Annotated in this window: 13 protein-coding genes and 1 pseudogene; 9 read left to right on the top strand and 5 right to left on the bottom strand. The window is 68.9% G+C overall.

Annotated elements, in window-relative coordinates; all coding sequences use genetic code 11:
• The first annotated feature begins 135 nt into the window (after window positions 1-135).
• Window positions 136-1,047 carry a 1,4-dihydroxy-2-naphthoyl-CoA synthase gene (locus NXI30_14065; protein MCR9095341.1) on the top strand — a complete coding sequence of 304 codons (912 nt, stop codon included), beginning with the start codon at window positions 136-138 and terminating at the stop codon, window positions 1,045-1,047.
• Between the two features lie 113 nt (window positions 1,048-1,160).
• On the opposite strand, the gene NXI30_14060 is transcribed toward NXI30_14065, so the two are convergent.
• The 3 genes from NXI30_14060 to NXI30_14050 all read right to left on the bottom strand — a co-directional run bounded on the left by NXI30_14060 (window position 1,161) and on the right by NXI30_14050 (window position 5,036).
• Window positions 1,161-3,101, bottom strand: a complete 1,941-nt coding sequence (locus tag NXI30_14060; GenBank protein MCR9095340.1) for a DUF4105 domain-containing protein — start codon at window positions 3,099-3,101, stop codon at window positions 1,161-1,163.
• 24 nt (window positions 3,102-3,125) lie between these two features.
• On the bottom strand, window positions 3,126-3,626 hold the full coding sequence (locus NXI30_14055) for a DUF3015 domain-containing protein (protein MCR9095339.1): 501 nt from the start codon (window positions 3,624-3,626) through the stop codon (window positions 3,126-3,128).
• 234 nt (window positions 3,627-3,860) lie between these two features.
• Window positions 3,861-5,036 (bottom strand): acyl-CoA dehydrogenase, encoded by a 1,176-nt coding sequence (locus NXI30_14050; protein MCR9095338.1) that lies wholly within the window; start codon window positions 5,034-5,036, stop codon window positions 3,861-3,863.
• 184 nt (window positions 5,037-5,220) lie between these two features.
• Here NXI30_14050 and NXI30_14045 point away from each other — a divergent pair, with 184 nt between their 5' ends.
• The 7 genes and pseudogenes from NXI30_14045 (at window position 5,221) to NXI30_14015 (ending at window position 10,615) form a co-directional block, all read left to right on the top strand.
• Window positions 5,221-5,436, top strand: a complete 216-nt coding sequence (locus tag NXI30_14045; GenBank protein ID MCR9095337.1) for a hypothetical protein — start codon at window positions 5,221-5,223, stop codon at window positions 5,434-5,436.
• Window positions 5,437-5,451: 15 nt separating this feature from the next.
• Window positions 5,452-5,781, top strand: a pseudogene (locus NXI30_14040) (redoxin domain-containing protein).
• Window positions 5,782-5,793: 12 nt separating this feature from the next.
• Window positions 5,794-6,408 carry an L-threonylcarbamoyladenylate synthase gene (locus NXI30_14035; GenBank protein ID MCR9095336.1) on the top strand — a complete coding sequence of 205 codons (615 nt, stop codon included), beginning with the start codon at window positions 5,794-5,796 and terminating at the stop codon, window positions 6,406-6,408.
• A gap of 172 nt (window positions 6,409-6,580) precedes the next feature.
• Window positions 6,581-8,002 (top strand): wax ester/triacylglycerol synthase family O-acyltransferase, encoded by a 1,422-nt coding sequence (locus NXI30_14030; GenBank protein MCR9095335.1) that lies wholly within the window; start codon window positions 6,581-6,583, stop codon window positions 8,000-8,002.
• A 27-nt stretch (window positions 8,003-8,029) separates the two neighbouring features.
• The gene (locus NXI30_14025; GenBank protein MCR9095334.1) at window positions 8,030-8,989 is read left to right on the top strand and encodes an alpha/beta fold hydrolase; all 960 of its coding nucleotides are present in this window, start codon (window positions 8,030-8,032) and stop codon (window positions 8,987-8,989) included.
• Between the two features lie 296 nt (window positions 8,990-9,285).
• Entirely contained in the window at window positions 9,286-10,152 is an 867-nt protein-coding gene (locus NXI30_14020) for a hypothetical protein (protein MCR9095333.1), read from the top strand.
• 82 nt (window positions 10,153-10,234) lie between these two features.
• Window positions 10,235-10,615 (top strand): DUF3127 domain-containing protein, encoded by a 381-nt coding sequence (locus tag NXI30_14015; protein MCR9095332.1) that lies wholly within the window; start codon window positions 10,235-10,237, stop codon window positions 10,613-10,615.
• A 471-nt stretch (window positions 10,616-11,086) separates the two neighbouring features.
• On the opposite strand, the gene NXI30_14010 is transcribed toward NXI30_14015, so the two are convergent.
• Entirely contained in the window at window positions 11,087-11,290 is a 204-nt protein-coding gene (locus NXI30_14010) for a hypothetical protein (GenBank protein MCR9095331.1), read from the bottom strand.
• Window positions 11,291-11,403: 113 nt separating this feature from the next.
• On the opposite strand from NXI30_14010, the gene NXI30_14005 reads away from it, so the two are divergent.
• A complete protein-coding gene (locus tag NXI30_14005; GenBank protein MCR9095330.1) occupies window positions 11,404-12,684 on the top strand; it encodes an MFS transporter in 1,281 nt (426 codons plus the stop codon).
• 30 nt (window positions 12,685-12,714) lie between these two features.
• Here the strand turns inward: NXI30_14005 and NXI30_14000 are convergent, their stop codons facing one another.
• On the bottom strand, window positions 12,715-14,793 hold the full coding sequence (locus NXI30_14000; GenBank protein ID MCR9095329.1) for a DUF3604 domain-containing protein: 2,079 nt from the start codon (window positions 14,791-14,793) through the stop codon (window positions 12,715-12,717).
• Window positions 14,794-14,798: the final 5 nt, after the last annotated feature.

Below are 14,798 nucleotides of genomic sequence, written 5' to 3'. Positions count from 1 at the left end.
TGCCTCCCGGATCCGGCGGCCACGATAGCAACGCCCGGCCGGCCTCTCGGCCGCGATCCCCTCCGCCCGCCGGTCCGGCTCCACGCCGCTATGCTCCGCCGCCCGCCGAGCCGATGGCGGACGAGGAGAAGGCCCATGTCGAACGAAACGATCTCGGAGATCTTCGATCCCGCGCGCTGGGACGAGGTCCCCGGCTTCGACTTCGAGGACATCACCTACCACCGGGCGAAAGGTCAGGGCACGGTCCGGATCGCCTTCCACCGTCCCGAAATCCGCAACGCCTTCCGTCCGAAGACGGTCGACGAGCTCTACCGCGCCCTCGATCACGCGCGGATGACGACCGACGTCGGCGTGATCCTGCTGACGGGCAACGGCCCTTCGCCGAAGGACGGTGGCTGGGCGTTCTGCAGCGGCGGCGACCAGCGGATCCGCGGCCGGGACGGCTACAAGTACGCCGAAGGCGAGACCGCCGACACGATCGACGCGGGTCGCGCGGGCCGGCTGCACATCCTCGAGGTGCAGCGCCTGATTCGCTTCATGCCGAAGGTCGTGATCGCGGTCGTTCCGGGTTTCGCGGTCGGCGGCGGACACAGTCTCCACGTGACCTGCGACCTGACCCTCGCCTCCGAGGAGCACGCGGTCTTCAAGCAGACGGATACGGACGTGGCGAGCTTCGACGGTGGCTACGGCTCGGCCTACCTGGCCAAGCAGATCGGTCAGAAGTTCGCGCGGGAGATCTTCTTCCTCGGCAAGAGCTACTCCGCGGAACAGGCGCACCACATGGGCATGGTCAACGCCGTCGTGCCCCACGCGGAGCTCGAGAACGTGGCCCTCGAGTGGGCGGCCGAGATCAACACGAAGAGCCCGACGGCCCAGCGGATGGCGAAGTTCGCGATGAATCTCGTCGACGACGGCCTGGTCGGGCAGCAGGTCTTCGCCGGTGAGGCGACGCGTCTCGCCTACATGACCGATGAGGCGGAAGAGGGGCGGGACGCCTTCCTCGAGAAGCGGGATCGGGACTTCTCGAAGTTCCCGTGGCACTTCTAGCTTGCGCGGCCTCTGGCCGCGCGGACAGGGCCGGCACGTAGCGCGGGCACGGGGCGTTTCGCTTCGCGGGCTGCGCGAACGGGCAGAGGCCTGGTGCTTCGTGAGCTGCGCGCTCAGAAGTAGCGGATGAAGGACGCTCGCCCTTCGTAGGCGCCGACGCCGTAGGCGCGGTCGAAGTGGCCGCCCCAGGTGACCGACCACTCGTCGGTGAGCGTGACGCGCTGCTCGACCTCGATGCGGAGCCACTCGCTCGCATCCCTGCCGAAGAGTCCCCCTGCGATCGCTTCGGCGCGGAGGGTCGTCCCGCCTCCGCGCGAGGTCCACGACCCGCCGAGACGGGCGACCGGTCCGGCGGCACCGTTGCCCTCGAGGCCGCGGCCGGCCTCGACGACGACCTCGCCGAAGGCGTAGAGGTGGAGTCGCTCGAGCGGGGCGGCGGCCGCGCCGACGCCGCCCTGGAATCGGAAGAGGCTCTCGGGTTCGAGTCCGCTGCCGTCGTCGTCGGAGAGGCGTCGCGTCTGCAGTCCGAGGCCGGCGTGCCAGGCGAGGGGCCGGAAGGGCGCGCGCCACGGGCTCGCGGTCGAGACGTCGACGACGGTGAACTCCTGGAGGCGGACCCGCTCGTGTTCGGGGTAGTAGCGGAGGCGCGTATCGAGGAAGCGGATCTCGCCGCCTTCCGCGAAGCCGTCCGGGGCGTCGATGGCCTCGTGATAGGCAGGTTGGAGACGCCACTCGACGAAGGCTTCCCCCTCGTCGACGCCTGCGGCGATCTCGGTTCGCGCGGTTCCGTGGCCCCCGAGCGGGTCGACGCGGTCCCGGGTCTCGATCCGCTCCTGCTCGTTGGGCCTCGCCCCGAGTCGGCTACGGGCTCGAAGCAGATCGGCCAGGCGTTCGCGTTCCGCCATCGACGGTTGGTTTCGCGCGGTCGTTCGGTGGTAGGCGAGGTCGTAGGCGATGGCGAGGATGCGTCCACGGAGGGATTCCGGCCGAGCAGTGACGCGAGGATCGTCGGGCGGGACCGATCCGGTCGCCAGCGCTTCGACGAGGGCGCCGTCTTCGGGCGCGAGGTTCGCGAGGGCGGCCTGCAGCTTCGTCGCCGGGGAAGCTCGGAGATACGGGGTCCCGACGGAGCCGGGGGCGCGGGCCTCCATGGCGCGCAGCGTATCGATCGGCGTGACCGCCGGTGGAAAGCCTCCCGCCCGGTCGAGGCCCGGCCACGCGATCTCGAGTACGTCGAGCAGGTACTCGGAGCAGTTGCGCGTGAAGAAGACGTAGGGGAGGGCGACCGTCTCGAGCTCCCAGACGTGGAGGAGGATGCGGTCGACCTCCTCCGTCTCGAGGGCGAGCGGGTACTCCCAAATGTCCCGGTCCTGCCAGTCCCCGTAGAAGCGCGTCTTCGCGTAGTAGGGCGCGATTCCGAAGCGGCCGAGATACCCACCCACGAGTCCGCGGACGAGAAAGAGCGGGCCTCGGTCTTCGCCCGGGTGGGCCATGTAGTCGAGGGTCCAGCCGAGCAGCGGCGTCCGCGCTCCGCCCTCCGCGTCGACGGGGTCGAAGCGCAGCAGGGTGTGGCCGAACATCGAAGACGGATTCCCGAGGAAGGCCTCGGGAAAGACGATCGTCGCGCGGACCGTCCCGATCGCGGTGCGCCACTCGTCGAACCGGGGGCAGGCTCCGCGTTCGGCGTCGACGAGACCCTGCTCGGCGAGGAACGCATGGCGCGCGGGCAGGCGGCAGCGGGCCGTCTGTGCGGCCTTCGCGTCCGACGACGTCATCGCAGCGAGGGTCGCCGCGAGCTCGCTCGCGGGGTCGCGCGCGCCCTCCGGATGGAGGTAGAAGCCGCTCTCGGTCAGGCTCTTACGGGCCGCGCGGCTCGGACGGTGGCGCGCCTGGTGGAGCAGCGCGAGCCAGTGCGGGTCGCGGGCCGATGCTGCGATGCGGTCGCCGGTCGAAGCGAGGACGCTCGCAGGAGAGATGGCTCCGAACGCCACGGCGAGCGCGAGAAGGAGCGCCGCGGGATGGAGGCGGCGCATCACGGGCCCGGGGAGCCCCATGGAGGATCCCCGGGCCCGAGCAGGCTAGAGCTGCGCCGAGGGCGCGGCCGCCGCAAAGCGCTCGTCGGCTGCCATCAGGCGATCGAGCGAGACGAGCAGCTCTTCGGAGGTGACCGTTGCGGTCGGGAAGAGCGCGTCGTAGTTCGTCTGCGCGAACTCGCCGAACGCGACCGTGTCCTCGACCTCGAGGAGCGCCGCGAGCGTGTCGAGGCTCTCGCCTCGACCCATCGCCGCGTCGCGAGCGAGCGCGTCGATGTTCGCCGCCGCGAAGTGACGGGTCTGGGCGTTCGCCGTGATCGTGTCGTTCCAGGAGCCGCAGTTCAGGAGACCGAAGGTGATCGAGATCGACTGGAACCCGAACATGCCGTTGGTCGTCGACGCGACGATCTTCTGGACCGGACCCGTCTGTCCCTTGAAGATTTCGGTTCCGAGGCCGCAGCCGATGTCGTTATCGGCCTGGGCGGCGGACAGCGGCGCAAAGATCAGCGCCGCGGCGAGCAGGATCGCTTTCGTGAACTTGGTCATGGTCTTCCCCTCTTGGATCGGAGACGTGGTGCACCACGTCGTCCGTCCGGGCCGCAAACAACGGCGGCCAGATGAACGTGTCGGGGAAGCGTCGCCCCCCAGCGACACGGATCCGTTCCGGATCGGGACCAAGTACAACGCAGCCCGAAGCCGGGCACAAGCATCGCCGCGAAACATCCCTGGAGCCTTCACCGCAAGACGCGCCCCGCGCCGAGCGGGCGCGCGCAGCGCGACCTACGAAAACGCCGGGATCCCGGTCTGCGCGCGCCCGAGGATCAGCGCGTGGATGTCGTGGGTACCCTCGTAGGTATTCACCGTCTCGAGGTTCACGAGGTGACGGATGACGTGGAACTCGTCCGAGATGCCGTTTCCGCCGTGCATGTCGCGCGCCTTGCGGGCGATTTTCAGTGCCTTCCCACAGTTGTTTCGCTTGAGAAGCGAGATGTTCTCCGGGGCGAGGCGCCCCTCGTCCAGGAGGCGTCCGGCTCGCAGGCAGCCGTGCAGACCGAGCGTGATCTCCGTTTGCATGTCCGCCAGCTTCAGCTGGATGAGCTGGTTGGCCGCGAGGGGGCGGCCGAACTGCTCGCGGTCGAGGGTGTATTTCCGGGCGGCGTGCCAGCAGAACTCGGCGGCCCCCATCGAGCCCCACGCGATGCCGTAACGCGCCTTGTTGAGGCAACCGAAGGGTCCGCCCAGGCCCTTGATCTCGGGGAAGAGGTTCTCTTCCGGCACGAAGACGTTGTCCATCACGATCTCGCCGGTGACCGACGGGCGGAGCGACATCTTCCCCTCGATCTTGGGAAAGGTGAGACCCTCCATGCCGTCTTCGACGAGGAAGCCACGGATTTCGCCGTCGAGCTTGGCCCAGACGACGCCGACGTGGGCGATCGGGCTGTTCGTGATCCAGGTCTTGCTGCCCGTCAGCAGATAGCCGCCGTCGGTCTTGTCGGCGCGCGTGCGCATGCTGCCCGGGTCGGAGCCGTGGTCGGGCTCCGTCAGACCGAAGCAGCCGACGAGCTCGCCGGTCGCGAGCCCGGGCAGCCACTTCGTCTTCTGCTCCTCGGTTCCGTAGGTGAAGATCGGGTGCATCACGAGGGACGACTGCACGCTCATGGCCGAGCGGTAGCCGGAGTCGACGCGTTCGACCTCGCGGGCGATGAGACCGTACGCCACGTGCGAGACCTCGGAGCCGCCGTACTTCGCGGGCAGCGTCGAGCCGAGCAGGCCCAGCGCCCCCATCTCGTTCATGATCTCCCGGTCGAAGCGCTCCTCGCGATTCGCCGTCAGCACGCGAGGCATGAGCTTGTCCTGCGCGTACTCGCGGGCGGTGTCGCGGATCAGGCGCTCCTCGTCGGTCAGCTCGTCCTCGAGCAGCAGCGGGTCGGTCCAGTCGAAGGCAGGCTTGGCCATGGGGAGGGACTCCTGTGTGGAGAGGGGAGAGAGGGCGCCGGAGAGATCGAGCAGAGCGCCGGCGACGCGCGCGATCGCGCGGGCGGGGGCTTCGAGCCCACGGGGACCCGGACGCGAGGGGCGCCATTTCGTTAGCACGACCGCGGTGTTGCCGCCCCGCGCGGGAGAGGCGAAGGTACTGACCATGCGTTTTCGAACACTCCTCGGCGGGTCGTTGGCCCTCCTCCTCGTCCTGGCGACCCAATCCGCCTTCGGCGCACCGAAGGTCGGGGAGCCGGCGCCGGAATTCCGCTTCGAGGGCGAAGGTCGATCCTTCGCCTCCACCGACTACGTCGGCGAGACCGCACGCAAGAAGGGCGTCGTGGTGGCCTGGTTCCCCAAGGCGTTCACCCCGGGTTGAACGACCGAACTCGCGGCGCTGCGTGACAGTGCCGAACGACTCGCAGAGTTCGACGTCGAGGTGCTCTATGTCTCTCTCGACACGGCAGAGAAGAACGCGGAGTTCGCGGAGGCGATGAAGACGAAGACGCTGGTGCTGTCGGATCCCGACGGCGAGACCGCGCAGCGCTTCGGTGTGATCGGGTTCGGCGGGCTCTATGCCAGGCGCTGGACCTTCTACATCGACGGCGACGGCGTCCTCCGCAAGATCGACAAGAACGTGAATCCGGCGACCGCCGGGCAGGACATCGTCGAGACGCTCGAAGCCCTCGGCTTCCCGAAGCTGTCCTCCTCGGTCGCGCCCTGAGCCGAGGCGGGAATGGAACGCCTCCGTGTCGATCCCGAGCGCCCGGCCCCGCGCAAGCTGAAACCCGCGATCGATGCGCTCGGTCGCGACCGCGTCGTGCTGTATCCCTCCGATACGGGATACGCGTTCGGCTGTGCGCTCTCGAGCCGCAAGGCGATCGGCACGATCCGGACTCTCAAGGGGCACGACGAACGGTCGAAGAAGCCGCTCTCGATGCTCGTGAACGAGCTCTCGGACTTCGGCCACTACGCGATCATGGAGACGGGTGTGTTCCGCACCGTCCGCCGCATCCTCCCGGGCGCCTACACGATCGTGCTCGAGGCGAGCACCGACGTGCCCCGCGACATGCGCAACCGCTTCGGCGAGATCGGACTGCGCATGCCCGACTCGGCGCTGTGTCGGATGTTGGTCGACGACCTGGGAGAGCCGATCGTGACGGGCTCGCTCACCTCCGGCGACGACGAGCCGGCCCTCGAGGATCCGGACGAGCTCGAGCGGATCTTCCGAGGGCGCGTGGACGTGCTGATCGACGGCGGACCCATGTGGCCCGAGCCGTCGACGATGCTGCGGGCGGCGGGCGGTGAGCTCGAGGTCACGCGGGAGGGCAAGGGCCCGCTTCCGGGCTGAGCAGGCGCTGCGGACGCTCAGCTGCTAGGCGATGACGCGGCGCGCCGACGCGGACGGGGAATGACACGCTGCGCTGTAGGGGCGTCCGGGGCCCGCCCCCGGATTGGTTGACCCGCGAAGGCCAATTGTGGGATCTTCCTCTGGTACGTCCCGCACCCGAGGCCCCCCGACCATGGAACAGCTCAGCGCACTCGACGCGACCTTCATCAACATGGAGACGCGCAACGCGCCGACCCACATCGGCGGCCTGGCCATCTACGACCAGGCGACGGCGCCGGGTGGGCTCGTCACGTTCAAGAGCATCCTCGCGAATCTCGAGTCGCGTCTCCATCTCGCCCGCTGCTTCCGGCAGAAGATCGTGCGCGCGCCTCTCGGCTTCGATCACCCGTACTGGATCGAGGACCCGGACTTCGATCTCGAGTTCCACGTCCGGCACATCGCGCTTCCCAAGCCCGGCGACTGGCGTCAGCTCTGCATCCAGGTGGCCCGTCTGCACGCGCGCCCCCTCGACCTCGGCAAGCCGCTCTGGGAGATGTACGTGATCGAAGGCCTCGACGAGGTCGAGGGCCTGCCGCCCGGCTGTTTCGCCGTGCTCACGAAGATCCACCACGCCGCGATCGACGGTGTCTCGGGCGTCGAGATGACCGCCGCGATCCACGACCTCGAGGTCGATGGGAAGCCCGAGCCGCCGACCATGCCCTGGGTCGCCGAGTCCGAGCCTTCGGTGCTCGAGCTCGGGATCCGCGCGACGGTCAACAACATTCGCCAGCCCTTCCGCTTCGCGCAGATCCTCAGCGAGGCGGCGCCCCCGGCGATCCGCGGCTACTTCGAAGCGGCCGCGGCGCGCGAAGACGACGAGGATGCGCCGGCGGAGGTCCCGCGCACGCGATTCAACGGGAAGGTCTCGCCCCATCGCGTGTTCGAGGCGGCGAGCTTCGACCTCTCCGACGTGAAGCAGATCCGCAAGCGCGTCGAGGGCTGCACCGTCAACGACGTCATCCTGGCGACGGTGGGCGGTGCGCTCCGGAAGTATCTCGAGCACCACATGGAGCTGCCCCTCGAGACCCTGTCGGCCTTCGCGCCGATCTCGACGCGGACCGCCGACCAGGCGGGCACGGCGGGCAACCAGGTGTCCGGCATGTTCGTCGCGATCCACACCGACGAGGTCGAGCCGGTGCGTCGTCTCGAGAAGGTCTTCCGTTCGACGCAGAGTTCGAAGCAGATGACCGAGGCCGTGGGTGCGCGGACGATGACCGACGTGACCCAGACGATGCCGGGCGCGCTCGCGGGGATCGCCGGTCGTCTCGTGGCGCGAACGGGTCTCATGAGTCGGCTCACGCCGGTCGCGCACTGCGTCGTGACCAACGTGCCGGGGCCGCAGATTCCGCTCTACTTCACCGGCGCCAAGATGGTCGGCTCGTTCGGACTCGGCCTCCCGATGGAAGGCATCGGCCTCTTCCATGCCGTCCTCTCCTACAACGGCATGATCACCGTTTCGGTGACCGCCTGTCGCGAGCAGATGCCGGACCCGAGCTTCTACGCCCAGTGCCTCGAGGAGTCGTTCCGCGAGCTGCGCGAGGCCTCGGTCGAGTAGCGCAGGCGAAGTCCCTATCCTGGGACCATGAAGAGCCCCACCTCGCGTTCCATCGTTCCCGCCTCCCTGCTTCTCCTCGCGTCCGTCGCGTGCGTCACCCCGGCGCCGGAATCGCCCACGGTCGTGGCGATCGCGCGGGTTCCGTGGTCACCGGCGACGCAGGATCCGCTGATCTTCGACCTCGACGCGCCGCCGAGAATGGTCGAGACCGCTTTCGAGGTCGAAGGCGCTGCGCTGAACGCGGTCGTCTACGAGGCCCAGGGTCCCGGGCCGCATCCCGCCCTCGTCCTGCTCCACGGCTTCCCGGGCTTCGAACGCAACCTCGATCTGGCCCAGGCGGCGCGGCGCGCCGGCTGGACCGTCGTGTTCTTCCACTACCGCGGCGCCTGGGGCAGCGGCGGCGAGTTCTCCTTCGTGAACGTGATCGAGGACGTCCACGCGGTGGTGGAAGCGATCGCCCAGCCGGACTTCGCTTCGACGCATCGGCTCGATCCGAACCGGATCGCGCTGGTCGGGCACAGCATGGGGGGCTTCGCGGCCCTCGTCGCCGGCGCGGAGAACGATCGCGTCGACTGCGTGGCGTCGCTCGCCGGAGCCAACCTGGGTGGCTTCGCGCGCGCCGCGTCCGACGCGTCGGGCGGCGCCGAGCAGATGGCAGCGAGTCTCGATTCCTGGTCGGGACCGATCGTCGGGCCGAGCGGGACCGAGCTCGTCGCCGAAGTCGCGGCGAATGCCGAGCGCTTCGAGACGACGGGGCATGCCACGCGACTCGCCGGCAAGTCGATCCTGCTGCTCGCGGGAGGGCGTGATCAGGTGACGACCGTCACGGTCCATCACACGCCCCTCGTCGAAGCACTGGAGGCGGCCGGGGCGGAAGACGTCACGGCGCACGTGATGCCCCTCGGTGATCACGCCTTCTCAGGGCTCCGGATCGAGCTGGCCACACGGCTGGTCGACTGGCTGGAGGGGCGCTGCCGGGCCGGCTGATCGCGTCAGCGTACGTCTCCGACGGACAGGTCCGTCTTCCACGGAAGAACGGAGGCGGAAGGTCAAGGTCAGAGGCGTAAGGTCAAGGTCAGAGTCGGAAGGTAAGAGGCGGAAGATCGGACCGCCCCGGTCGGCAGGACCCGCGCAACGCGGTGAACGCCGAGCGGCGTGGCGTGTCCGCGCGTACGCAACTTCCGCGCAACGTAGGGGGAAGACCCGGGGTCGCGCTTCAGGCAAAGGCTCCAGGCGCCGAGGACGGTTCATCACGTCCTGCGCCCGGACGTCCGGAGCCCCCCATGAACACGATCCCCGGCTTGAAAGCACTCGCCCTGGCCCTGTTGGTCGCCTGCCCGTTGCCCGCGCTCGCGATCGGCACGGTGACGGACGGGGGCGTCACGTTCGGCTACACGCAGAACTTCAACACGTCGAACGGCAACACGGTGAACACCGACTTCACCGGTGCGGCAGCCGGCGACCAGCTCTTCGAATCCTGGTGGTTCTTCCGGCTGCAGGGCGACGGACGGGAGTTCGCGTTCGGGACGCCCGACCTCGAGGACTATTCCCTCTTCTCGGGACGCGTGGGCCAGCTCGACTGGTTCGACCCGAGCGGGACCGGGCTCTTCGACGCCCAGCTCCAGTTCGAGGTGCGGGAGACGGGCGCCGGTCAGGGCGTCGTCTTCCAGAACCTCGAGATCATGAACACCGGTCTCTCCGATCTCACGATCGACATCTTCCACTACACCGACCTCGACCTCGGCGGCTCGTTCGGGGACGACCAGGCGATCCTGGTTGCCAACCCGAGCGCCATCGAGATGAGCCTCGCGGATGCGACCGCGACCGCGCCCTTGATCGGCTACGGCGCGGACCACTACCAGGTCACGACCTGGCGCTCGCTGCTGCGCGACCTCACCGACGGCAACGTCGACGACCTCGACGACACGGGCCTGCCCTTTGCCGCCGGGGGTGGTGCGGACTTCACCGGCGCCTTCCAGTGGACCCGCACGATCGGCGTCGGCTCGAGCCGCGACTTCCTCGTCCAGTTCGGCAGCAACTCGGCGCTCGAGGATCCGACGACGAGTCTGGTCCCGGAGCCTGGCCCCGGACTGCTCGCAGCCCTCGGCCTGATGGGCCTCGCTTCCTACGGCCGCAAGCAGCGCGGATAGCACCGCTCCGACGGGCCCCGCCTCGGTCCCGCCTGCCTTCGCGACGCGCTAACGTGCGCGTCCACGAAAGGCGGTCGATCCGATGAACATGCAGGTCCAGGGCAAGATCCACGCGGCGTTCGATGCCGAGCAGGTCACGCAGCGCTTCCGGAAGCGCGAGTTCGTGCTCGAGCTGGAGGGCGAGTCGCGTTATCCCCAGTACGTCATGTTCCAGTTCACCGGTGATCGCTGCGAGATGCTCGACGGCTTCTCGAACGGCGAAGAGGTGAAGGTCGAGTTCAGCCTCCGGGGCCGCGAGTGGACCAGCCCCAAGGGCGACGTCCGCTACTTCACCAGTCTCGAGACCTGGTCCATCGATCGCGTCGGTGACGCTGCACCCGTCGGTGCCGACGATGCTGGCGATGCCGGCATGTTCGCCGACGACCCGCCGCCGCCGACGGACGACGACGACATTCCCTTTTGACCTTGGCGCCGCTCTGCGGCTCTCGAAAGACCCCTTCATGAGTCCTTTCTTGCGCTGAAGGCTCCGGAAGTGGGCCTGGGCCCCGCTGCGCGCGCTTCGAGCCTTCAGCGCGAGACGCGCCGCCGCGATGCGGTGCGTCGAGAGGCGCGCAGCGCCGATGGATCAGCCGGGCGGCGTGTAGATCTCGCAGGCGGCGTGGTGGCCGCCGCTGATGACGAGCATGCGGCCGAGGGCCATGTACTGGCCGATCATCAGGCCGAGCTCGGCGATCTCGGCGTTGCTGAAGTGTTCGCGGAGCTCGCGGATGAAGGCTTCGTCGACGCTTCGGAAGTCGGTGGCGAGCTTCTCGGCGAAGCGGACGGCGAGGGCGTCACGTGGCTTGAGTCTTCGCTCCGCTTCCGGGAGATGGATCTGGGCGATGGTCTCTTCGTCGAGTCCCTGATGCGCAGCCTGCGCATACCGTGCGAAGAGTCAGGTGTCGCACTCGTTCATGGCGGCGATCTTGAGCCGTGCGAGCTCCTTCACTCTCGCGGGAGCGATGCCCTCGGTGTGCGCGGGCCGGAAGAAGGCGAAGAAGCGCTCGAAGAGATCGGGCAGCTCTTCCGTCATGTTCAGCGCGCCGCCTTCCCAGGCGTTCGCCGCCGGGCTCGGCTTCTGGATCTCTTCTGCACTCATCGGGCGTCCTCCGGATCCCTTCTCGGGTGGGATCGATCGCGGCGAAAAGCGTAGCCCACCCGCGCGACCGTTGGCCTAGACTCGCTCGACGCCCCGGCGGGCGCGGAGGGGCGATGTCGAGCGAAGCACAACAGGTCCGGGGGCTCGCCGCGATCCTTCCCTCGAGACTGTTCTACGGCTGGGTGATCGCCATGATCGCGTTCGCCGCCCAGTTCGTCTTCACCGCCGCCGGGCTTTCGATCATCGGCAACCTCGTCACGCCGATCTCCACGGAGTTCGGCGTGGCGCCGACCCTGGTCGGCATCGCCCCGGGCATGGCGATCCTCGTGATGGGGATCCTCGGTCCCTTCATCGGTCGCGCGATCGACGCGGGGCACGTTCGCCGCGTGATGGTGACGGGGGGCCTGCTCTCCGGCGTCGGCCTCGTGGCGATCGCGTACGCCTCGAGCTTCTGGCAGGTCGCCCTGGCCTTCGTCCTTCTCTGCGCGCCCGGGTACGCGCTCTACGGGACGCTGCCGGTGATGGCGCTCGTCGCGAACTGGTTCGTGCGACGTCGCGGCCTCGTGCTGGGAATCGCCGTCGCTGGAGCGACGCTCGCGAGCGGCGTCGGCCCGAATCTCTTCGAGGAGATCGTCGCCGACTACGGCTGGCGGACCGCGCTCGCGACCTTCGGTGCGTTCACCGCCGCGATCTCGCTTCCGCTCTTCGGCGGGTTCATCGTCTCGCGTCCTGAAGAGATGGGACTGCGGCCCGACGGGGAGGTGGTGCCGGAGGAGTCGGAGGGCGCCGAAGAAGCGGGGCCGCGCGCGCGGAGCGCCGCCGAGCTCGCGAAGATCCCGGCTCTCTGGATCCAGGCGATCGGATTCGGCCTCGTCCTGACCTCCCCCGTCGTGATCATCGCGCTCCTCGTGCCCTTCGGTGAAGCGCTGGGCCTGACGCGCGACGAGGCGGCGGACTTCTTTCTCTGGATGATTCCGTTCTCGCTCGCGGGCAAACTCGTGATCGGAGGCCTGGCGGACGTGACGCCGCTCAAGCCCGGGATCGCGCTCATGGTCGTGGTGAACGCGATCGTGTGGTGGATGCTCCGCCAGGAGCCGGACTACGACACGCTGATGGTGATCGGAGCGATCTACGGCCTCGGCATCGGCGGGATGGCGCCGCTCCACGGCGTGTTGATCGGCCGACTCTTCGGGCGGATCGACTTCGGGACGGCGAGCGGCCTCGGCGGGATCGTGGGCGTCAGCCTGATCGTGCTCGCGAGCTTCGGCTCCCAGGGGCTGCTCGCGGCGACGGGCTCGTACCCGCTCGTCTGCACGGTGCAGATGGTCCTCGTCCTCGTGGGCGGGGCGCTCCTCGCCTTCCTGAACGTACCGCCGCCGGAAGAGGCGCGTTAGCGCTCTCCCCGGCGCTCGCGGCTTCCAGGCTCAGCCCTCCGCCGTCGCGTCGTACCAGATCGGCGAAGTCCAGAGTCGTTCCTGGATCGTCTTCGGCGTCGACGGGTCGTCGCAGCCGGTGCTGCGGCCACTCGAGGTCGGGTCGGTGGCTTCTTCGAGACACTGCCGCGCGGACCAGCGACAGCTCGGATTCTCCAGCACGCGCACGTAGTAGACCGCATTCTGTTCCGCGTCGAAGTCCGGGTCGGTCCAGACCGAGCAGAGGCTGTTGTGTCCATCGCCGCGGGGCTGGCAGGTCGCCTCGTCGACGGTCGCGTCGTTCTCACCGCCGGCGACGTCGATCACCTTCTGATGGAAGGTGCCGTCCGCGTCCATCCAGCCCTTCACGACCTGCGCGCGTTGGAGCAGGCCGCCGGGGTGCTCGGGGATCCCGACGTCGCGCATCGCGGAGACGACGAAGACGGGCGCCGCATCGGCGCTCGGTGCCGCGGGAAGATCGCCGCCCATCGGCACGCCCCCCGAGTAGCCCTTCGAGACGAGGTCGCGATCACCGCACAGATCCGCCGGGTACTGCCAGCCGCCGAAGAAGCGCGCGGTGATCCGGGGGCCGCTCGTCCCGAAGGTCTCGCGTCGCTTCATGGCGTCGAAGATCGCGTCCCGGGAGTTCTCTTCCGCCCAGACGCCGGCGAGTCCGCCGGGATTCGCGAGCAGGGAGTTGGTCGCCTGCATCGGGCTCCCGCTCTTGGCGATCCGGGCTTCCCGGGATCCGTCCGAGATCCCGGCCCAGCCCTGGTAGGAGTACTCCTCGACGTCGCCGGGGTTGCCGTTGTGGGCGTCGGTCGCGGCGACGATCCCGATCTTGAAGGGGTTCACGCCGATTCGCGCCTGCTCGCGGAAGCCTTCGACGAGCGCGTAGCGGACGTAGTCGCGACGCGAGACGCAGCCCTGTCCGACGAGGGCGCCGGCGCTGACTTCGTCCGGACCGCACTCGGGGACCTCGGGGCCGCGCCACTCTTCGAACTCGCAGAACTCGTCGCGTCCGCCGAGGACGCCCGCGAACCCGTTCCGGCACTCGCTGTCGCCCTTGATCTGGTTGATCTCGACGAGGCGTTCGATGTCCGCGCGGAGGCGGGCGCGGTCGCGCTGGGCTTCGAGGGGGAGATCCCGCCCGCCGGTGGCGAACATGTTGCCGTTGGAGAGGTTCGAGTTGTGGGGCAGGGTCACGACGTCGCAGCCCGTCCCCGCGTCGGAACACTGGTCCCGGAGCTTCTCCCAGAGGCCGTAGACGTCCGGCTCGTCGATCCAGGCGATCGGCTTCTCGGGGACCACGGCGTTCCGGAAGATCACGTTGTGGTGGATCTTCGCGAGGTCCGGCGTCGCCGTGTACTCGTAGCCATGAAGGGACGTGAAGCGGCAATTCTCGGAACGGTCGTAGTGCCGCTCGGCTGCGGCCTGCTGCTCTTCCCAGACCGACTGCATGACGTCGATGCAGTCGGCGCCCTCCTCGCCGCAGAGGTCGCCGCGGCGCGCGGGGGCCGATCCGTCGGTCTGGAGCGCCGCCGAGATGCCCGCCATGCGCGTCGCGAAGTCGCCCGCCGGATTCGGCTCGATCGGGACCTCGCCGCGGAAGAAGCGACACGCGTGGGTGTCGTACTGAGGGGAGCCGGCGCGCGTGCAGAGCGCGACCTCGCCCTGGAAGCTCGCGTGGTCCGTGAGCGAGGCGAAGTCGATCGGTCGTTCGAGCTTCGCGGGTCGCGTCGGGACACCGTCTTCATCGAGAGGGGCGAGCAGGATCTCCTCGCCCTTGGCAAAGCGGAATACGTCATCGGGGGTACTCCGCACGTCCCACAGCCAGGCATCCATCGAGAGCGTCGAATGGACGTGGAGCTCGCCCCAGAGCGCCTGTCGAAGCGGGTCGCGATCCGTGCAGGGGGCGCGGTCCTCGCTGTAGGGTCGACCGGAAGGGGCGAGGCCTCGCTCCGCGGCGGTCTCCTCCGCCGCCGTGGCCGCTTCGTCGGTCGGCGGGTCGGACGGGCACGCCGCGAGCGTGACCACCTGCAGAGCGAGGAAGAGGAGCAGGGCCTGTCGGGACGGACGCTTGGGACGCATGGGAT

The sequence above is a fragment of the bacterium genome (assembly GCA_024742285.1).
GTDB lineage: Bacteria > Myxococcota_A > UBA9160 > UBA9160 > UBA4427 > UBA4427.
This window is presented reverse-complemented; position numbering and strand designations above follow the sequence as displayed.